Genomic DNA, 19,453 nt, shown 5'->3' on the forward strand with positions numbered 1-19,453 from the left:
TTGCTGAAGGCCTCTGACAGGCCGGGATAATCCAAGGATGAACCTTGATCACCCTGTCCTGTCCTCGCTCTTGCCCGTGGTGTTGCTGATTTTGATCGGCTTTGTGGCGGGCAAAGCCAAGCTGGTGCGGGCGGAATCGGTGCGCGATTTGTCCAACTTGGTGTTTCTGGTGCTGATCCAGGCCCTGCTGTTTCGGACCATGAGCAGTGTGCACATTGAGCAGCTCGATTTCAAACCCGTTGCACAGTATTTCTTGGTCGCTGGCGTTTTGTTTGTGACCATGCTCTGGGCCTTTGGCGGCAACAGCCGGGCTTCCGTGCTGGCGCTGGCCAGTATTTTCAGCAACACCTTGATGATTGGCGTGCCACTCATCGGCTTGGCATACGGACAAGAGGGGCAGGTGTTGCTGTTCACCTTGATTTCATTGCATGCTTTGGTGCTGCTGAGTTTGGCGACACTGGTGCTGGAGTTGCAAATGGCCCACGAACAGACCGCTTTGTCGGGTGAGGGGCGTCCTGTTTGGCGAACAGTGGCTTCGGCGGTGCGCAACACCCTCATCCACCCGATACCGCTGCCGATTTTGTTGGGCTTGGCCTATGCCCAAACAGGCTGGGGCCTGCACCCGACCGTGGACCTGCCATTGGCCTTGCTCAGCAGCGCATTCAGCCCTGTGGCGCTGGTCTTGGTCGGCATCACCTTGGCATTCACTTCCATGGGTCAACGGCTGTCACTGGCCATTCGCTTGTCTTTGGTCAAAACCGTGGTGCACCCCTTGCTGATGGGCGGCGTGGGTTATTTCCTGGGCTTGCGCGGCTTGCACCTGGCCGTGATGACGGTGGCTGCGGCATTGCCGATCGGGGCCAATGTCTTTTTGTTCTCTCAGCGATACCGCAAAGAAGAAGACACGGTCACCGCGGCCGTGGCAGTGTCCACGGCGATGGCCATGGCGAGCGTGACCGTGGTCATGGCCGTGCTGCCTTTGCTGCCCAACTGAGCGGTCGATCCGTTCAGGGGGCCAGCCGTTCTCGCAGCCAACCACTGCCCTCTTGGGTGTAACGCAGACGGTCATGCAAGCGGCTTTTGCGGCCTTGCCAGAACTGCCACTGGTCGGGCACCAGGCGGTAGCCGCCCCAGTGGGGTGGGCGTGGTGGGCTGAGCATGAATTGCGCGGCGTATTTGGCCGCGTTGGTCACCAACACGGTGCGGCCGTCGATCACCTGGCTTTGTGGCGAGGCCCAAGCGCCAATGCGAGAATCGAGCGGGCGGCTGTGGAAATAGGCGTCGCTTTCTTCATCGCTGACTTTTTCGACCCGGCCTTCAATCCGCACCACGCGCTCGAGTTCGACCCAGTGAAACTGCAGCGCGGCAAAGGGGTTGCCTGCCAGTTCCTGGCCTTTTTGGCTCTCGTAATTGGTGTACCAGACGATGCCGCGCTCGTCGCAGCCTTTGATCAGCACCACCCGGGTGCTGGGGCGCAGGTTGCTGGCCACGGTGGCCAGCGTCATGGCGTTGGGCTCGGGCACTTCGGAGGTGATGGCTTCTTGCAGCCATTGCTCAAATTGCTTCAAGGGGTTGGCGTGGGAGGCGTTTTCGTTGAGCTCTGCTTTTTCGTAGCTCTTGCGCAGGTCGGCAATGTTCATGGGCTCAGTATAGGCAGGTCGTGAATTCGCGGAACTTCAAGGTGCATGCCGCAGCAATGCCGCCAAGGCCCGGTCTTCGATGCCGTGTGCTTGCAGACTGCGGTAGGTCTGCAAGGCATAGTCCAGCGTGGTGCCAAAGCGGCCGCTGGCTTGCTGAAAAATTTGCTGGTAGCTCTCGGCTGGCAAATGCCCCGTGTAGCTGGGGCTGCTGCGGGGCAGGGTGAAAGCAAGGGCACGCACGGTGCCTTGTGGCGTGGGGCAGGGCAGCCAGCTAGGGACGTAAACATCCATGGGCATTTCGCGTTCCCAAAGCCTGACCAACACCTCATCGGCTTGTTCTTTGGCGACACGGTAGGCCACGCCTTGGCAGCTGCCGCCGGGCAGCAAGGCAAACACCAAACCTGGGCATTCGGGGCTGCCCCGGTTCAGACGGCTCCACATTTTCAGGGCGCGGTGCCAGCCCCAGACGCGTGTGAGGTGTTGTTCTTGGGCTTCGAATTCGGGACGCCACAGCAGTGACGCGTAGCCAAACACCCACAGATCCTGCCCAGCGGTTTCGGCCCTGAAGCGCTCCAACACGTCCTTTTGGAAGGCCGACGCTGCGCCTTCAAGGGGCATCTTGGGCTTAAGGGAGCTTTGCGCAGGGTCGGGTGTGCCGAAGGTGTCGGGTGTGTGGTTCATGTGTTTTCAGGCCCCATTACAATCTCGCTATTATTTTCGGAGATAAAAGCATGTCGAATTCGCAAGATGAAAACCAACCCGTGGTCTTGGCATTGGTAGCGGCTGTGGTTCTGTTGGTGGTGGGCCTGGCCATTGGCATCGGTATCGCCAAAAGCCATAAAGCACCTGCAGCGCCCGCTGCTGTGACAGCCCCTGCGGCCGAAGCCTCGGCACCAGCGACCCAGGCCTCGGCCCCGGCTGCTGACGCATCAGCCGCCAGCGCGCCTGCCACCGAAGCCTCGGCGGCCAAGTGAACTTGGCCACCCGGTCCAAAAAACCCGCTTCGGCGGGTTTTTTTGTACCTGGAGGTGTTGCGAACAGCTCGTACCCTGTTCGTAACCGGTTCCGTCCACCCCAAGAGGTGAACGCGGTTACCATCGGTTATGTAATTTAGTTACCAAGCCCGATCAGGGCGTAAGGACATGACACTTCATCCGATTCTGGTGGCCGTCACCGCCCGCATCACCGAGCGCAGCCGCCCAACCCGCCAGGCCTATTTGCAGCAGGTGAACGCAGCGGCAGGGCGCGACCCCGGAGCCCAACGCCTGGGCTGTGCCAACGTGGCCCACGCCTTTGCCGCCATGCCCGAAGGCGACAAAGGCCGTGCCACGGCGCTGGACAAAATCAAAGTGGTGGCCCCGCGTGCGCCCAACATCGGCATCGTCAATGCCTACAACGACTTGCTCTCGGCCCACGCGCCGCTGCAGCACTACCCCGACCTCATCAAAGACGAAGCCCGCAAATTAGGCGCCACCGCCCAAGTGGCAGGGGGCGTGCCCGCCATGTGCGACGGCGTGACCCAGGGAACGCCGGGCATGGAGCTGAGCCTGTTCAGCCGCGACGTGATCGCCATGGCCACGGCGGTGTCGCTCAGCCACGACGTGTTTGACGCGGCCCTGATGCTGGGCGTGTGCGACAAGATCGTGCCGGGTCTGCTCATTGGTGCTCTGCAGTTTGGACATTTGCCCACCGTGTTTGTGCCTGCTGGCCCCATGACCAGCGGCCTGTCCAACAACGAAAAATCCAAGGTGCGCGAACAAGCTGCGCAAGGTCTGGTCGGTCGCCCCGAGCTGCTCGAAGCCGAATCGGCTGCCTACCACGGCGAAGGCACTTGCACTTTTTACGGCACGGCCAACAGCAACCAGATGCTGCTCGAAGCCATGGGGCTGCATGTGCCCGGTACCGCCTTCATCAACCCGGGCGAGGGTGTGCGCCAAGAGCTGACTCGCGAGGCCGCCCGCACGGTGCTGGCGCTGGTCAAAGACAAAAACTTCACGCCGATTGGCCGCTTGGTCGACGAACGCTGCATCGTCAATGCCATGGTCGCCTTGTTGGCCACGGGCGGCTCGACCAACCATTTGATTCATTGGGTGGCGGTGGCGCGTGCGGCGGGCATCGTGATCGATTGGGACGACTTCTCGGCCCTGTCGGATGTGGTGCCGCTGCTCACCCGCGTGTACCCCAACGGCAGCGCCGATGTGAACCAGTTCCAGGCTGCAGGCGGCCCGGGCTATGTGATCCGCGAACTGCTCGATGCCGGTCTGATGCACGCCGATGTGCTGACGGTGCGCTCTGGCGGCTTGCGCGAATTCACACGCATCCCATCTGCGCCAAATGGCCAGCTGGTTTGGCAGGACGCGGGCGTCAGCAAAGACGACACCGTGGTGCGCCCGGCGTCCAGCCCTTTCAGCGCCACGGGTGGCCTCAAGCTGTTGCAAGGCAATCTGGGCCGCAGCGTGATCAAAATTTCTGCCGTGCCTGAAGCCTTTCATGTCATCGAAGCTCCTGCCCGCGTGTTCAATTCTCAGGATGAGCTGCAAGCCGCCTTCAAGGCGGGCGAGCTGGACCGGGATGTGGTGTGCGTGGTGCGCTGGCAAGGCCCGCAAGCCAACGGCATGCCCGAGCTGCACAAACTCACGCCGCCGCTGGCCGTGTTGCAGGGCAAAGGATTCAATGTGGCGCTGGTCACCGATGGCCGCATGAGCGGCGCCTCGGGCAAAGTACCTGCCGCCATCCACGTCTCACCCGAAGCCGCAGCCGGTGGCCCGCTGGCCAAAGTGCAAGACGGCGATTTGATCCGGATCGACGGCGTATTGGGCACCCTGCATGTGCTGGTGAGCGAGGCCGATTGGGCCGCCCGCCCGCTGGCCCAAATGTCCGTTGAGCTTTGCGCCGCCAACGGCGTGGGCATGGGCCGTGAACTGTTTGCCAACCTGCGCCGAAACGCGCTCAAAGCCGAAGAAGGAGCCTGCACATGGCTGTGAATTTGACCTCTCTGCAAGTGATGCAGGACGCCCCCGTGATCCCCGTGATCGTGCTGAACGATGTGGCCCACGCCGTGCCCATGGCCCGTGCCTTGGTGGCTGGCGGCATCCGCATGCTCGAAGTCACGCTGCGCACCCCGCAGGCGCTGGCCTGCATGGAAGCGATTGCCCAAGAAGTGCCCGGTGCCGTTGTCGGTGCGGGCACGGTGCGCAGCGCAGCCGATGCAGCGGCTGCTGCCAAAGCCGGTGCCCGTTTTGCGGTGAGCCCTGGCTATACAAAGACTGTGGGGCAGGCCTGCAAGGACTTGGGACTGCCTTTGTTGCCCGGTGTGGCCACCGGCAGCGAAATCATGATGGCGCTGGAAGACGGCTACACCGAACTCAAATTCTTCCCGGCCATGCAAGCGGGCGGCCCCGCCATGCTCAAGGCTTGGAGCGGCCCGTTCTTTGATGTGAAGTTTTGCCCCACCGGCGGTGTGACGTCACAAAATGCAGCCGATTTTCTGAGCTTGCCCAACGTGGCTTGTGTGGGTGGCTCGTGGCTGGTGCCTGCGGATGCGTTGGCCCAAGGTGACTGGGCGCGCATCGAGGCTCTGGCCCGTGCCACATGCCAATGGGTACGGTGACCGCCCGATCTGAGTAACGCTAATATGGAGGCATGAAGGCCCCTTGCGCGATGACCGCCTGTTGGTCGCTGTCCATCCAGTTCACCTTAAATCAGGAGTTTTGAATGTTGGTTTTTTCCGTGCGCAGCTTGGTCTTGTTGGTTGTCAGCGTCCTCGCCAGCCTGCACTTGGGTGTACAAGCACAAACCAGTGCTTGGCCGAATAAACCTGTCAAATTGATTGTTCCTTATGCTGCGGGTGGTCCTGCAGACTTGGTGGCGCGTGAGTTGGCCTTGGTGTTGACAGCCGACCTCAAACAGCCCGTGACCGTTGAAAATCAAGGGGGTGGCATGGGCGTGCCTGCATTGGGCGTTGTGGCGCGATCTGAACCTGATGGGCATACTCTGCTTTTAGCAGCCTTTGGCAACATGGTGTTGCAACCCATGCTGAGCAAGCGCGGAGGCGCTGACTTGGTGGCCAAGCTCAAACCCGTGTCCACCATTTCGACCGGCCCGCATGTGTTGGTGGTTTCCGCCAAGTTGCCGGTCAAGAGTATTTCAGAGCTTATCGATTTCGCCAGAGCCAACCCCGGCAAAGTCAGTTTTGCTTCTGCGGGCACTGGCGGTACCGCCCATCTGGGCATGGAAATGTTCAAGTCACTGTCTAAAACCCATGTGATTCATGTGCCCTACAAAGGCAGCTCAGGCGCGGTGAATGATTTGATTTCTGGCGAGGTCAGTGCCATGTTCAGCAGTCTGCCTTCCTTGCAAGGCTTGGCCGATAAGGGGCTGGTCAAAGTGCTCGCCGCCACCTCGCCCAGTCGGTCTGCCGCCACCAAATCATTGCCACTCATCGCGACGACTTTGCCTGGCTTTGACTACAACACCTGGTACGCCATGTATGTGCCTTTGAACACCCCCAAGGCCGTCTCGGACAGCATCAACATGGCCTTGACAAAAGCCTTAAAAACACCGGCCTTGGTTACAAAAATAGAAGCTGCAGGCACAGAGCTGCAGCCAGGTTCATCCGAAGAAGTCCAAGCCTGGACCCAACGCGATACCGAAAAATGGGCCAAGGTCATTCGTGACGCACAAATTGCGATCGACTAAGACGCCTGTCCGGTGTCCTGACATCACCCCATCTATGGCCTGGACCGCCATGCGCTGGATCTGGCCTATTCCGCCCGCTGGATCAACTCCACCTTGTAGCCATCGGGGTCGGTCACAAAAGCGATCACGGTCGTGCCACCTTTGACCGGGCCGGCCTCGCGGGTCACGTTGCCGCCGTTGTTGCGGATTTTTTCGCAGGCGGCGTAGGCATCAGGCACTCCCAAAGCGATGTGGCCATAAGCCGTGCCCATCTCGTAGCTTTCAGTCCCCCAGTTGTAAGTCAACTCCAGCTCGGCGTGGTCGGGGTTGTTGCCGTAGCCCACAAAAGCCAATGTGTATTTGTATTCTGGGTTTTCCGAGGTGCGCAGCAGTTTCATGCCCAGCACCTGGGTGTAGAAGTCGATGGAGCGTTGGAGGTTGCCCACGCGCAGCATGGTGTGAAGGAGTCTCATGAGGTTTTTCCAGTAAGAGAAGGCATGTCAAAAACAAGGCAGGCCGTGCTGGCATGGGCGTACAGCGTGCCATCGGGCCCGACCAGCCGGGCTTCGGCAGTGGCCAGTTGGCGGCCGCAGTGCACCACTTGGCCAATGGCCCGCACGCGCTGCACTTTGGGCGTCAGGGCTTTGACGAGTTTCACGCTCAGGTCGGCCGTGGTGTAGCCCCGGCCAGGCGGCATCATGGTGTGCACGGCGCAGCCCAGGGCCGAGTCGAGCAGGGTGGCAAACCAGCCGCCGTGCACGGTGCCCAGCGGGTTCATGTGGTTCAAACCCGGAGCGCCCTGAAAAATGGCTTGGCCCGCACTGACCTCGATCAGCACAAAGTCGAGTGTTTTGGCGATGCTCGCATAAGGCAGCTCTCCTCTGAGCAGGCCTTGCATGACCTCCAAGCCGGTTTTGCCTGCCACTTGGTCAGGGCGTGCCACTCCGGGGCCAGCACCGGTATCCAGACGCTGGCGGACCTCTTTTTCTTGGGCCAGCCAAGCCTCTAGTGATGAACCGATTGGGTTGATAGGGGTTTTCACAAATGTGTTTTTCTTCAAACAGGGACGGTGTAATTGAGTGCCATGCGGCCACCGTCTACGGTGACGATTTCACCAGTGATGTAGCTTGCTGCATCGCTGGCCAAGAACGCAACCACCTTGGCGACTTCGTCGGGCTCGCCCAAGCGTTTCATAGGGGTGCGCATCATGATTTTCTTCTCGGCCGCCTCGCTGGTCAGCACCGCCTGGCGGGCCAATTCGGTGGCAATCGTCCCAGGGGCCACTGCGTTCACGCGAATGCCGAAGTCGGCCAGCGCCAAAGACATGACGCGAGTGAGCTGGTTGATGCCGCCCTTGCTCACGTTGTAGCTGGCGATATTGGGGATGGCCATCACGGCGTTCACCGAGCTCATGTTCACGATGGAGCCCCCCCCGGTACTTTTCATGGCGCGGGCAGCGGCCTGGCCCATCAAGAAGGAGCCCTTGATGTTCACGTTGATGACGGCGTCGAAGTCCTCTTCGGTCACGTCCAGAAAATCAGCGGCCTTGAAAATACCCGCGTTGTTGACCAGCACGTCCAGTCGGCCAAAGGCCTGCAGCACATGGGTCACCAGCGCGTCGACATCGGCTTTGCGCGACACGTCGCAAACCATGAAGCCAGCGCTGTGGCCTGCGCTGCGAAGCTCTGCAGCCACGGTGGCGCCGCGCTCGCTGTTCACGTCTGCCAGCACCACATGGGACCCTTCAGCCGCAAAGCGGCGAGCGCAGGCTTCGCCAATGCCATTGGCTGCACCCGTGACGATGACGACACGGCCTTGAAGGCCAAAAGAAAGGGTGTTGGATGGGGTCATGGGGTCGTCTCCGTAAGCTGGCTGAACAGTGAGGTCTGAAGCCCTAATGCTGCCACAAGGGTGGGATTTGGGTGGCTGCACAGGCCAGAACCCATCTTTCTATCAAGTACCATTGACTGTGATCAATCGCCCGAGAACGGGTCTACAAGGAGAAAGCAATGTTCAGCCACGTCATGGTCGGGGTCAAAGACCTCGAAGCTTCCAGAAAGTTTTACGACGCCGTTTTGGGCACCTTGGGTCAAGCCCCAGGCATGGCCAACAACCAACGTTATTTTTACCGCAGCCCCACAGGCTCATTTGGCATCACCACGCCCATCAATGGCGAAGCGGCCTCGGTCGGTAACGGCACCACGTATGGTTTCAAGGCGACTTCGCCGGAGCAGGCTGAGGCCTTCCACGCCGCAGGCATTGCCAATGGTGGTGTGACCTGCGAAGACCCACCGGGCTGGCGCGAGGGCCCCTCTGGCAAATTGTTCTTGGCCTATTTGCGTGACCCGGACGGCCACAAAATCTGCGTCGTGCATCGCCCTGGATGAAGGCTCCGCCCCGACTTCAAACCCTCGTTGAAGAGGGTTTGATCGACACCGTGGTGCGCCAGCTCATGAGTGGCAAAGAAGCCATGGTGTTTGTGGTGCGCAGCGGGGACGAAACCCGCTGCGCCAAGATCTACAAAGAAGCCACGCACCGCAGCTTTCGGCAAGCGGTGGACTACACCGAAAACCGCAAAGTCAAAAACTCGCGTTCAGCCCGTGCCATGGCCAAGGGCAGCAAGTTTGGGCGTCAAGAACAAGAAGCCGCTTGGCAAAGTGCCGAGGTGGATGCCTTGTACCGCTTGGCCGCTGCAGGTGTTCGGGTGCCCCGGCCCTACAACTTTTTTGATGGCGTGTTGCTGATGGAGCTGGTCACCGATGCGCAGGGTGACGCCGCTCCGCGGCTGAACGATGTGGCCTTCACGCCCGAACAAGCCCTGCAACACCATGCCACCTTGATTGGCGAGGTGGTGCGCATGTTGTGCGCGGGTGTGGTGCACGGTGATTTGTCGGAGTTCAATATTTTGTTGGCGCACATCCCCAGTGAGGGTGATTTGCCCGGTGTGGACGAGCCCGTCATCATCGACTTGCCCCAAGCGGTGGACGCGGCCGGTAACAACCACGCCCAGCGCATGCTGCTGCGCGATGTGGGCAACCTGCGCGACTTCTTCGGGCAATTTGCCCCCACGCTGCTCAAGACCGAATACGGCCCCGAAATCTGGAGCCTTTACCAAGCCGGATTGCTGAGCAACGAGACACCGCTGACCGGTCGTTTTGAGCGGTCTACCGCTGATGTGGACATGCAGGCGGTGCTGCGCGAGATCGACGACGCGCGTGATGAAGAGGCGGTTCGACGGTTGCGCATGGCGACGCCCGCGGTTTGAGTCGGCTTTTTTGAAACAGCCATGAGCTTGGTCACTGCCGCTTGTCCCACCGAGCCTCACGCTGTCTCGCGTCTGCGTGCTGAACGCCTGGCCCGCAGCGCCAAACCCTTCATGGCCCGTGGCGGCATCAAAGGCGAACGCTGCCCAGGCTGTCGCTTGGTGCCCAGCCATTGCATGTGCGCCCTTTGCCAACAAATGCCCACACATGTGGGCATGTGTTTGCTGATGGCCGACATCGAACCCCTCAAGCCCAGCAACACCGGCTGGCTGATTGCCGATGTGGTGCCGGACACTTTTGCGTTTGGATGGGCACGCACCGAAGTCGACCCCGGCTTGCTGGCGCTGCTGGCCGATCCGCAGTGGCAGCCGTATGTGGTGTTCCCGGGTGAGTTTGTCGAACCCGAGCGGGTGGTGCATGACCTGACGGTCAGCGACGACCTTAAAAAACCACTGTTCATTTTGCTGGACGCCACTTGGCCCGAAGCACGCAAGATGTTCCGCAAAAGCCCGTACTTGGACAAGTTGCCGGTGCTGAGTCTGAACCCCGAACAGGTCTCGAATTACAAGCTGCGCCGTTCGAGGCGCGATGACCACTTTTGCACCAGCGAAGTGGCATCGCTGTGCCTTCATCTGGCGGGCCAAGCCCATGCGGCGCACACTTTGCAGGCTTGGCTAGAGGTCTACACCCACCACTACCTCCAAGCCAAACACCAGCTGCCGCCAGATTTGGACGGGCCAGCGCATTCACAATTGCGGAGCTTGAAGGCGTCCTGAGCCATCGCCACTGAACTTGAACAAGGAGTCGTCATGTCCCGTACTTCGTCCATCTCATCCATCCCATCCACCCACCCGGTCACATTGACTCGTTCTGTGGAGCGCCTGGTCACTGGCCAGGCCACGTCGGACGGCGCGGGCGTCAAACTTAGCCGCATCCTCACGCAAGATTTGCAGCATCGGCTTGACCCTTTTTTGATGCTCGACGCTTTTGGCAGCGACAAGCCGGACGATTACATCGCCGGTTTTCCGGACCACCCGCACCGGGGCTTTGAAACCGTGACTTACATGATCGCCGGGCGTATGCTGCACCGCGACAGCGCAGGCAACGAGGGTTTATTGCAAAACGGCGGTGTGCAGTGGATGACCGCAGGCCAGGGCGTGATCCATTCCGAAATTCCGCAGCAAGCTGATGGTGTGATGGAGGGCTTTCAGCTTTGGTTGAACCTGCACAGCAGCGAGAAGATGAATGCCCCCTGGTACCGCGATTTTCAAAACGAGCAGTTGCCACAGTTACAGACGCCTGAAGGCGTGGCGGTGACGGTGATCGCGGGAACAAGTCACGGCGTGCAAGGTGCCGTGACCCGCGAGATCACCCAGCCGGTGTATCTGGACGTTCACATGCCCAAGGGCGCACGTTTTGAGCAGGCGTTGCCCGCCAACCACAACGCCTTTGTCTATGTGTACCGTGGCGAGGTGCGCATCGGTGGTCAGACTGTGCCTCTGCAACGTATGGCCATTTTGGCGAACACGCCACAAGCCGATGGCGTGGTGATCGAAGCCAGTGCCGATGCCAAACTCATCTTGGTCGCAGGCCAGCCGCTCAAGCAGCCGATCGTGCAGTACGGCCCGTTTGTCATGAACACCAAAGAAGAGATCTACCAAGCCTTGGCGGATTTTCGGGATGGGCGGCTGGGTGAAAAGGCCTGAGCTCGTCATAGGCTCAGGCCAGCAGCGATGGCTTTATTTCAAGGCATCGGTCATCACAAAGTTGTAGTCCAGCGTATAAAACTCGCGTTCCATGACTTTGCCATCTGGTGCCTGACCCGGCGTCTGCAGATGGAAGTCTGCGATCAAGGAGGGACGGACACCAAAGACAGCATCGCTGTAGAGGTTCTTGCTGGTCCTGTCAAAAATGTGGGTGATCAATGGACGCTGACCGGGTGCTTGAATTCGAAAGTGCAAATGTGCTGGGCGCCAGCTTCGGCCCGTGGTGGCTTGCAGCATCTGGATGGCGGTGCCGTCTTGTGGCACTGGGTAGTCCACCGGCAAAACGGACCAAAAGCTGAATCGGCCGTCAGCGCCCGTGGTCAGCACCGCACGCGCCCAGGGTCCGTTTTCTTCGATGCCGTCTTGCACGTCGTACAAGCCCCGGTCATCGGAGTGCCATACATCGATCACGGCGTTTGGAACGGCTTGGCCGTGGATGTCCAGAATCTGACCTTGCGCGTACATGGGCGTGCCCGCAGCGCCGGCACTGATGTCTTCGCCCATGGCGAAGTGGGGAGCATTTTCCAAAAGGAAAGGTCCGACCAAGGTGGGCTCTGTCGCATGCTCCGGGCGTGGGTAGTCTTGCGTGACGGTGAGCATTGACAAGCCAAAAGCGTCTGAAAAAATCATGAACTCGTTGCGGCCTGGTGAGCACCATTTTCCGGTTTCTTCCAGAAAGCTCATTGCAAACGCCCACTCCTCGGCCGTCAACTTGACCTCTTTGGCAAAGCTGTGGATGTGCTTGATCAATGACAGCATCAACTCGCGCAGACGCGGATCTGGGGTTTTGGCATAGCGCGCAATCACCTCTTCGGTGATCAGGTGCAGTGCGTCGTAGCGGTGTTCGGTGGTGTTAGGTGTCTCGCTCATGGTTGAACTTCCTTGGATGAAAAATCGGTGGCCTGGCGGCGCAAATTGTCTGCGGGCTTGAGGCGGAATTTGGCAATCTTCATGGAGCCGGTATGCGGCAGGCTGTCGACCATGACGATGTAACGGGGGCGTTTGATGGGTGACAGTTGGTTCAGTGCATACGCATAGACCATCTCTGGCGTGATGTGGGTGCCTGGACGAGGCACCACGGCCAAGAGTATTTCCTCTTCGCCCAGCTCAGCGGCCACACCGATCGAAGCACATTCGAGGATGTCGGGGTGGCTTCCGATGGCCGAGTCGATTTCTGCGCCCGAGATGTTTTCGCCGCGTCGTCGGATGATGTCTTTTTTACGTGTGAAGAAAAACAAAAAATCATCTGCATCGCGTCGCACCAAGTCGCCGGTGAGGAACCAACCATCTTGGAAGCTCGCCTCTGTTTGCTCGGTGTCATTGAAGTAGCCTTGCATCAAGGTGGGTGTTTTCACAGCCAACTCGCCTACCTCGCCCAAGGGAACTTCTGCCCCAGACCCGTCAATTACAAGCACTTGAGGGCGTTCGATGGCGGGGTCAGGGTGCGGTGAAATGCAGCCCATGCTGCCCAATTTGTGAGGGCCTAAAAAGGGGTTGCTGAGCACGCCCGGTATTTCGGTCATGCCATAGCACTCGATCAACACGGGTACATGAAAGCGCTGGTGGAATGTGTCCAGCAGGTCCTTGTTTAAGGGAGCCAAAAACATTTTTCGAAGGCGGTGGGAGGCCACAAATTCTTCGGCGGGCCTGCGGGCCAAAATGGCTGCTGCAGACATGATGACATTCACTTCGCTGGCGCGTGTCTCGGCCGCTTGCTGCCAGAACGTCGAGGCTGAAAACCGTCGGATGAGAATCAGTGTGCCGCCACAGGCCATGGCCCCACCGAGTGAGTACATCAGTGCGTTGATGTGGAACAGGGGCAGCACACACATCAAGCGCTCATCAGGCTGCAGGTGCATGCGCAGCACAAAGGCCTCGGCCGTCAGCAGATAGCTGCGCTGGCTGTGCATCACCCCTTTGGGAAACCCTGTGGTGCCCGATGTGTAAATGATCATGCAGGTGCTGTCGGCCGTGCCTTGGCGCGTGAGGCTGTCGGCTGTGCTGGCTTGCCATTGCGACAGCAGTGAAGATTCTCCCTCCGGCTGGTCTTGCTCGATGACCACTTTCCATGGCTGTGGGCGCATCTGGCTGGTGGCTTCTTGGACCCTGGCTAAGGGTTCGGGTGAACAAATGACGCCTCGCACTCCGGCATGCTCAAAAATGTATTGTGCTTCTCGCGCTTCAAATTCCGGGTTGCACGGCACCAAGATGGCTCCGATGCGGGCGCACGCGATCAGCAAGACTACCGTGGCCGGGTGGTTGTAGGCCATCAGCCCGATGCGGTCGCCAGCTTGGATGCCTCTGCTCAAAAGCCAACCCACGGCATGGTCAGCTAGTTGAGCGCAATCTTGCCAAGTCATGACTGAGCCTTGGAACTCCACCATGGGCTGGAGGGACCGTGCGCTCAGGCGTGCCTGGAAAAATTGATCGATTGAGAAGTCGTGCGCATCAAATTGGCGCAAGACCTCCAGGGGGGATAAGTGCGTAGACTCGGACATGGACTTCTTTGGAAAACTCAGCGAGCGACCGGCGGGCCGTCGTAGGTCATGGCGTGTTCGGCAGCACTGGCCAGCTTGAAGCCAATGGGTCGGGTTTGCTCTTCCAAAATGTGCGCCACCAAGGATGCCGTTCGTGCCAGCAAAGGAATGCCTTTGAGGGCACCAGCGGGGTAGCCTGCATCGAGCAGTACTGCCGGGATGGCCGCAGACACGTTCATGGGGAAGGGTCGACCGTAAACGCTTTCGACTTGCGATGCGAGGGCCTGCAAGGCTCGCACATGCTCGCCTGCAACACCCCACTCTTTGGCCAGGTCAATCAGCTTGGTGGCGCGTGGATCACCCAATTTGTGAACAGGGTGGCCAAAGCCGGGCAGCGCTTTCTTGGCGGCGCGAAAGGCTTGCAGACGTTCTCGGGCAATGTCTTCCAACGGTTGGCCTTGCTGTGTCGATTGGGCCAGCATCTCAATGAGCAAATGCCCAGCTGTCTCAGAGGCCCCCAAAATCACAGGGCCGCATCCCAGAAGGCCTGCAGCCACCGCGCCTTGGACTGATTCGGGCGCGGCGGCCAAGGTCATGCGAGCCGCTTGCACGGAGGGCACCAGGCCGTGCTCGGCCAGGGACACCATGGTGGCATCGGCCACGCGCACCAGGTTTTCGCTGGGCGTTTCGCCGGTCAACAAAAACAAAAAATAGGCGGTGAACGATTGCTGACCAATCACATCGCGGCAGAGGTCCTTGCCGCGTACGACGATGCGATCGACTTCCGCAATGGCCATGTGCGTAGAGCCCGAGGGTGTGAAAGCGCTGGATGCAGGTGTTGTGGTCATGAATTCAGTAGCAATGTGAAGAGTGAAATAGTCAATTGACTTCAAGCATGGGCTCGGTGCGAATCCCAAACAAGTCAATGCACTGTGAATCGCATCTCCAGAGCAGCGCAATCGCATGAGCGACAGTCATACAAGGGGTTACTCCCAATGGTCAGAAGTTTCTGGCCTTCCATAATTAATTTTGAGAGTTTTGTGTTTCATCAACCAAGATCTGAGGGATCAACCATGCAAAAGCGGCCTTTTCTGAAAGCACTGGGTTCGTCCTTGTTGCTTTCCACAACGGCATCCTGGGTACAAGCTCAGGCCAAGCCCATTCGGGTTGGGAGTACTTTGTCATTGACGGGTCCATTGGCGGGCACGGCCGTGATGCACAAGATTGCAGGCGATATCTTCATTGAACAATTGAACAAACGCGGCGGCTTGCTGGGCCGCCCTGTCGAGTGGGTGGTCAAAGATGACCAATCCAAGCCCGATCTGGCCCGTACGCTTTATGAGCAACTGATCTCTGGCGACAACGTCGATTTGCTGATGGGCCCTTATGCCACGGCCAATTCATTGGCCGCCATGGGCGTGGCTCAACGCAATGGCAAGGTGCTGATCACCAACTCGTTTGGTATTCCGTCGCTGGCCAAATACGACATGCACTTTCCGGCCTATGTGATGGGCATCGATCCGGGCACCACCGTGCCCAATACCCTGCTCGACAGCATTGCGGCTGGCGGTGCCAAGCCACAGTCGGTGGCAATCGTCACCAGTAAATTCCCTTCGGTGGTGTTTTTGTCGGTGGGTGCACGCGAAGTCTTCAAGAAACGCGGATTGCGCGAAGCCTTGTGGCTGGAATGGGAGTTTGGCAATCGCGACTTTGGCCCCATTGCCTCGCGCTTGAAAGAAGCCAATGCCGATATGGTCTGGATTGGTTCGATCGGAGCGGAAAGCATTCAATTGCTCGAAGCCATGAACAAGATCGATTACAAGCCCAAGATCCATTTCCATGTCTACCCGACACCTGGCCCTCTGGCGCAGTCGCCCTTGGCGGCCAATGCCTTGACCTTGACCACCTTTGAGCAGCACGCCCCGTTCACCAACAATCCGACTTACGCCGAAGCCATCAAAATGTACAACGAGCGTGCGGGCAAGGCCAATTTGCCGGACACCGTGTTCGAGTTGCAAGCGGCCAATGCCTTCACGGGATGGCAATTCTTGGAAGCCGGCGTCAAAGGGGCTGGCAGTCTGGAAGACGCCAAGATTGCGGCATTCCTCAAGAAAAACCGTGTGGACACCATCGTGGGCAAAGTCCGGTTTGACGGCCCCAACAACTACGGCGATGACCTTAACCGCATCAAGCAATTACAAGCCGGCAAGTGGATCGTGATCCACCCCAAAGACGTCGCTTTGCCCGGCAGCAAGATGCAGTTCTGACATGCCCAGCGCAGGGTTGTTACTTCAAGCGCTGGCCTCTGGTGTCTTTCTCGGTGCTTTGTATGGCCTTATCGGCCTGGGCATCGGTTTGGGCTGGGGCTTGCTCAGGCAAATCAACCTGGCGCATTTCGCGTGGGTGTTCCTTTCAGCCTACATGACCTATGAGCTCAAAACGAAGTTGGGCGTTGATCCGCTGATTTCTTTGCTGGTTTTGGTTCCCGTGTTTGGCGCTCTGGGCATGGCCGTGCAGGCGGTGTTTGCCCGGTTTGCGCTCACGCCCTTCAATTCATTGTTGGTGACTTTCGGCATGACTGTGTCGGTGGAAGCCTTGCTGCAGTGGATCTGGAGTGCCGATTTTCGGCGCATGGCGTCGGTTTACGAAGAGCACAAGTTCCGCTTGGGCAGCGTGGTCGTGACTTACTCCGAAGCACTTACTTTGGGCATGTCACTGGCCGCTGTGGCCGGGGTCTGGTGGTTGCTCCACCGCACGGACATGGGCAAGTCGGTGCGGGCCAGTGCAGAAGATCCGGCCATTGCCACGGCATTTGGCATGAATGCCAAGCGTTTGGCGATCGGGGTGGCTGGCTTGTGCGCTGCATTGGCTGCCTGCGCAGGCGTGTGCGTGGCATTGACCTTCACATTGGCACCTTCTCAGATCTTTTCCTGGGTTGGGGTGGTGTTTGCGGTGGTGATGATCGGTCGGCTCGGCTCGGCAGTGACCCCTTTGTTGGGTGGTTTGGTGATCGGTATCAGCGAGGCCATGACCCAAGCCTTGATCGCGCCCACCTGGGCACCCTTGGTGGCATTCACGCTGCTGATTCTGATTCTTTTGCTCAGGCGTGGTGATGAATAAGATTCAGCGCATTTCTTTGCTCGGTCTGGTGCTGGGTTTGCTGGTGGCCGGGCCTTACATCGGTCTGCCAGTGCACCTGCAGTCCTTGCTCTACGTGATTTTTTTCTGGATCACGTTGGCCACATCCTGGAACATGCTTTCGGGCTATTCAGGTTATTTTTCGTTCGGGCATGGCGCCTTTTTTGGCGTGGGGATGTACGGCATGGCCACACTGGCCACCAAAGCCGATTGGCCCGTGGTGCCTGCTGCTTTGGGCAGCGGTGTGCTGGCAGCGGTGCTGGCCTTGGCCATCGGGGCACTGGTTTTCAATGTGCGCAAGATTCGTGGCGAGTCTTTTGCCTTGATCACTTTGGCCGTGGGTTTTGTTCTGGCAACTTTGGCCGTGAACACCTCCATCGATGGCGGCCCGGGTGTCTATTTGATGTCAGTGACCTTGCCACAGTGGGGACCCAAACCTGCCTCGACTTTCTATTACGCCAGTTTGATTCTGGCGGTACTCAGTGTGGCCGTGGCATGGTGGTTGTTTCACGCGCGGGCGGGTTTGGGTTTGCTGGCCATTCACGACGACGAAGACGCCGCTGAAGTCAATGGCGTGCCCACTTTTTGGCTCAAGATGGGGGCCTTTGCCCTGTCGAGTTTCTTTGCGGGTGTGATGGGGGCCATCCACGCGCTCTACGTGTCTTATGTCACGGTGGGTGAGACCTTCAACATCACGGTGCCTTTGACAGTGGTCCTCATGAGTGTGTTGGGTGGCAGTCGGCACTGGGCAGGACCGATGCTCGGGGGGATTTTGATCACGCTGCTGCTCAATGCTTTCACCGCGGGCGACAGTGCCTTGATCGGAAAAGTCATCATTGGTCTGGTTTTGGCCGGCGCAGTACTTGTGATGCCCCGCGGCATTTTGGGGACTTGGCAGTTAAGACAGCACAAGCGTTTGATACAAAGTAACAAGGACCATGCTGAGGGGCAACAAGAGCATGGCCTCCACCTTGACGCAGAGTTGGTGATTGAGCGACCGACAACCAAGCCGTCAGAGTCTGTGAACCGTCAAAAAGTGCTGGAAGTGCGGGGTTTGAGCAAACATTTCTCGGGCATCCGCGCATTGAACCAAGTGGACTTGGACTTGTACCAAGGTGAAATTTTGGGTTTGCTGGGCCCCAACGGTTCAGGCAAATCGACGTTCATCAACGTGGTCACCGGCCACTACCGACCGACCGAGGGGACGGTGGTGCTGCAAGGCCAATCTTGCGCCGGATGGCCTGCTCACCGAATTCGCCGCCAGGGCTTGTCGCGCACTTACCAAATTCCGCGGCCATTCCACGGGCTCACCGTGGAGCAAAACGTCACGCTGGCCGCGCACTACGGCGGTGCCCATTTGACCGATGCGCAAGCTCGTGCAGAGGCGCAAGAGTGGATGCTTTTTACCGGTCTTCAAGACAAAGGGGACCATTTTCCAGACGAGCTCAACTTGCACCAACGCAAATTCTTGGAGTTGGCACGTGCTTTGGCGGCCCGTCCCCAGGTGTTGCTTTTGGATGAGGTGTTGTCGGGTTTGACCCCGGCCGAGATCGGTGCTGCCGTGCAGACCATTCGCCGTATCCGGGAAAGAGGCACGTCCATCGTGTTTGTCGAGCACGTCATGAGCGCGGTGCTGGCCTTGTCAGACCGCTTGGTGGTGCTCAACCAGGGCCAGGTCATAGCGGAGGGAGACCCTCAGGATGTGATGTCACGCGAGGAAGTGGTTCGCGCGTATTTGGGTGATGAGGCGGTGGTGTAAGCATGCTCCAAATAGATCAAATTCAAGTCAATTACGGCGCTGCGCCAGCGCTGTGGGATGTCTCTTTGCAGATCAATGCGGGCGAGTTGGTCTCCGTGATCGGCCCCAACGGTGCGGGCAAAACCACATTGATCCATGCCGTCATGGGGCTGAACCCCTTGGTCGCAGGAAAAATCGCATGGGAAGGTGAGACGGTTTCGAGTTTGCCGCCACACCGCTTGTGTGAAAAAGGTTTGGCCTTGGTACCCGAAAGCCGCAGGTTATTCACAGGCATGACGGTGCGTGAAAACCTTGAGCTGGGCGCCATGCATCCGGCTGCAAAGGCCGCTCGCGCACGCACATTTGAACAAGTGTGTGACTTGTTCCCTGCGGTGAGAGCCAAGCTCAATCAGATCTCGGGCACCTTGTCAGGGGGGCAGCAACAAATGGTCGCCATTGGTCGGGCCATGATGGCTTTGCCTCGATTGCTCTTGCTGGACGAGCCGTCTTTGGGTTTGGCCCCGAGCATCGTGGGAGAGATGTTTCGAGCCATCGAGGCCATCCATCAAAATGGCACGGCGGTCATGCTGGTGGAGCAAAACGTCAGCCGTGCCTTGGCGATTTCACAGCGCACCTATGTGCTCGAAAATGGCCGCGTGGTAACTTCGGGTGCATCGTCCGACTTGAGCCATCGCCCTGAAATCCGCAAAGCCTACTTAGGCGTGTAGTCACCAAACTGATCACAGGCTTGCAG

At 59.0% G+C, this 19,453-nt stretch carries 21 protein-coding genes; 13 read left to right on the forward strand and 8 right to left on the reverse strand.

Annotation, left to right across the window (positions count from 1 at the left end):
* Positions 1-37: 37 nt before the first annotated feature.
* On the forward strand, positions 38-994 hold the full coding sequence (locus B9Z40_RS13760; protein ID WP_100173942.1) for an AEC family transporter: 957 nt from the start codon (positions 38-40) through the stop codon (positions 992-994).
* Between the two features lie 13 nt (positions 995-1,007).
* Here the strand turns inward: B9Z40_RS13760 and pdxH are convergent, their stop codons facing one another.
* Both pdxH and B9Z40_RS13770 read right to left on the reverse strand, forming a co-directional pair.
* Positions 1,008-1,640: a pyridoxamine 5'-phosphate oxidase gene (gene pdxH / locus B9Z40_RS13765; RefSeq protein WP_100173943.1), complete on the reverse strand. Its 633-nt coding sequence runs from the start codon at positions 1,638-1,640 to the stop codon at positions 1,008-1,010.
* 36 nt (positions 1,641-1,676) lie between these two features.
* Positions 1,677-2,258 carry a gamma-glutamylcyclotransferase gene (locus tag B9Z40_RS13770; protein WP_100174089.1) on the reverse strand — a complete coding sequence of 194 codons (582 nt, stop codon included), beginning with the start codon at positions 2,256-2,258 and terminating at the stop codon, positions 1,677-1,679.
* 113 nt (positions 2,259-2,371) lie between these two features.
* Between B9Z40_RS13770 and B9Z40_RS13775 the strand changes: the two genes are divergently transcribed.
* The 4 genes from B9Z40_RS13775 to B9Z40_RS13790 all read left to right on the forward strand — a co-directional run bounded on the left by B9Z40_RS13775 (position 2,372) and on the right by B9Z40_RS13790 (position 6,338).
* Positions 2,372-2,614 (forward strand): hypothetical protein, encoded by a 243-nt coding sequence (locus B9Z40_RS13775; RefSeq protein ID WP_199172572.1) that lies wholly within the window; start codon positions 2,372-2,374, stop codon positions 2,612-2,614.
* 168 nt (positions 2,615-2,782) lie between these two features.
* Positions 2,783-4,624 carry a phosphogluconate dehydratase gene (edd, locus tag B9Z40_RS13780; RefSeq protein ID WP_100173944.1) on the forward strand — a complete coding sequence of 614 codons (1,842 nt, stop codon included), beginning with the start codon at positions 2,783-2,785 and terminating at the stop codon, positions 4,622-4,624.
* On the forward strand, positions 4,615-5,250 hold the full coding sequence (gene eda, locus B9Z40_RS13785) for a bifunctional 4-hydroxy-2-oxoglutarate aldolase/2-dehydro-3-deoxy-phosphogluconate aldolase (protein WP_100173945.1): 636 nt from the start codon (positions 4,615-4,617) through the stop codon (positions 5,248-5,250). Before edd ends, eda begins: the two co-directional genes overlap by 10 nt.
* Positions 5,251-5,354: 104 nt before the next feature.
* On the forward strand, positions 5,355-6,338 hold the full coding sequence (locus B9Z40_RS13790; protein ID WP_100173946.1) for a tripartite tricarboxylate transporter substrate binding protein: 984 nt from the start codon (positions 5,355-5,357) through the stop codon (positions 6,336-6,338).
* A 65-nt stretch (positions 6,339-6,403) separates the two neighbouring features.
* Here the strand turns inward: B9Z40_RS13790 and gloA are convergent, their stop codons facing one another.
* The 3 genes from gloA to B9Z40_RS13805 are packed head-to-tail and all read right to left on the reverse strand — an operon-like array spanning position 6,404 to position 8,168.
* Complete coding sequence (gloA, locus tag B9Z40_RS13795) at positions 6,404-6,790, reverse strand: lactoylglutathione lyase (RefSeq protein WP_100173947.1); 387 nt, start codon at positions 6,788-6,790, stop codon at positions 6,404-6,406.
* Complete coding sequence (locus tag B9Z40_RS13800) at positions 6,787-7,359, reverse strand: PaaI family thioesterase (RefSeq protein ID WP_233204923.1); 573 nt, start codon at positions 7,357-7,359, stop codon at positions 6,787-6,789. The genes gloA and B9Z40_RS13800 overlap by 4 nt, the downstream gene beginning before the upstream one ends.
* Before the next feature lie 14 nt (positions 7,360-7,373).
* Positions 7,374-8,168, reverse strand: a complete 795-nt coding sequence (locus tag B9Z40_RS13805; RefSeq protein WP_100173948.1) for an SDR family NAD(P)-dependent oxidoreductase — start codon at positions 8,166-8,168, stop codon at positions 7,374-7,376.
* 158 nt (positions 8,169-8,326) lie between these two features.
* On the opposite strand from B9Z40_RS13805, the gene B9Z40_RS13810 reads away from it, so the two are divergent.
* From B9Z40_RS13810 to B9Z40_RS13825, 4 genes are read left to right on the forward strand one after another with little or no spacing between them, the layout of a single operon-like run.
* Positions 8,327-8,704, forward strand: a complete 378-nt coding sequence (locus B9Z40_RS13810) for a VOC family protein (protein WP_100173949.1) — start codon at positions 8,327-8,329, stop codon at positions 8,702-8,704.
* Positions 8,701-9,582 (forward strand): PA4780 family RIO1-like protein kinase, encoded by an 882-nt coding sequence (locus B9Z40_RS13815; RefSeq protein WP_100173950.1) that lies wholly within the window; start codon positions 8,701-8,703, stop codon positions 9,580-9,582. Before B9Z40_RS13810 ends, B9Z40_RS13815 begins: the two co-directional genes overlap by 4 nt.
* Before the next feature lie 21 nt (positions 9,583-9,603).
* Positions 9,604-10,356 (forward strand): tRNA-uridine aminocarboxypropyltransferase, encoded by a 753-nt coding sequence (locus B9Z40_RS13820; RefSeq protein ID WP_100173951.1) that lies wholly within the window; start codon positions 9,604-9,606, stop codon positions 10,354-10,356.
* 33 nt (positions 10,357-10,389) lie between these two features.
* A complete protein-coding gene (locus B9Z40_RS13825; RefSeq protein WP_100173952.1) occupies positions 10,390-11,286 on the forward strand; it encodes a pirin family protein in 897 nt (298 codons plus the stop codon).
* A 33-nt stretch (positions 11,287-11,319) separates the two neighbouring features.
* Here the strand turns inward: B9Z40_RS13825 and B9Z40_RS13830 are convergent, their stop codons facing one another.
* Genes B9Z40_RS13830 through B9Z40_RS13840 form a run of 3 tightly spaced genes read right to left on the reverse strand, consistent with a single transcriptional unit; the run spans position 11,320 to position 14,671 of the window.
* Complete coding sequence (locus B9Z40_RS13830) at positions 11,320-12,216, reverse strand: dioxygenase (RefSeq protein ID WP_100173953.1); 897 nt, start codon at positions 12,214-12,216, stop codon at positions 11,320-11,322.
* Positions 12,213-13,844, reverse strand: coding sequence for a class I adenylate-forming enzyme family protein (locus B9Z40_RS13835; protein WP_100173954.1), 1,632 nt, complete (start codon positions 13,842-13,844; stop codon positions 12,213-12,215). The genes B9Z40_RS13830 and B9Z40_RS13835 overlap by 4 nt, the downstream gene beginning before the upstream one ends.
* Before the next feature lie 17 nt (positions 13,845-13,861).
* Positions 13,862-14,671, reverse strand: a complete 810-nt coding sequence (locus tag B9Z40_RS13840) for a citryl-CoA lyase (RefSeq protein ID WP_100173955.1) — start codon at positions 14,669-14,671, stop codon at positions 13,862-13,864.
* 225 nt (positions 14,672-14,896) lie between these two features.
* On the opposite strand from B9Z40_RS13840, the gene B9Z40_RS13845 reads away from it, so the two are divergent.
* The 4 genes from B9Z40_RS13845 to B9Z40_RS13860 are packed head-to-tail and all read left to right on the forward strand — an operon-like array spanning position 14,897 to position 19,427.
* The gene (locus B9Z40_RS13845; RefSeq protein ID WP_100173956.1) at positions 14,897-16,090 is read left to right on the forward strand and encodes an amino acid ABC transporter substrate-binding protein; all 1,194 of its coding nucleotides are present in this window, start codon (positions 14,897-14,899) and stop codon (positions 16,088-16,090) included.
* A 1-nt stretch (position 16,091) separates the two neighbouring features.
* Positions 16,092-16,943 carry a branched-chain amino acid ABC transporter permease gene (locus B9Z40_RS13850; RefSeq protein WP_100173957.1) on the forward strand — a complete coding sequence of 284 codons (852 nt, stop codon included), beginning with the start codon at positions 16,092-16,094 and terminating at the stop codon, positions 16,941-16,943.
* Complete coding sequence (locus B9Z40_RS13855) at positions 16,936-18,720, forward strand: branched-chain amino acid ABC transporter ATP-binding protein/permease (RefSeq protein ID WP_100173958.1); 1,785 nt, start codon at positions 16,936-16,938, stop codon at positions 18,718-18,720. Before B9Z40_RS13850 ends, B9Z40_RS13855 begins: the two co-directional genes overlap by 8 nt.
* Positions 18,721-18,722: 2 nt before the next feature.
* Positions 18,723-19,427: an ABC transporter ATP-binding protein gene (locus B9Z40_RS13860; protein ID WP_100173959.1), complete on the forward strand. Its 705-nt coding sequence runs from the start codon at positions 18,723-18,725 to the stop codon at positions 19,425-19,427.
* The last annotated feature ends 26 nt before the right edge of the window (positions 19,428-19,453 follow it).

Source organism: Limnohabitans sp. 15K (assembly GCF_002778285.1).
Classification (GTDB): Bacteria; Pseudomonadota; Gammaproteobacteria; order Burkholderiales; family Burkholderiaceae_C; genus Limnohabitans_A.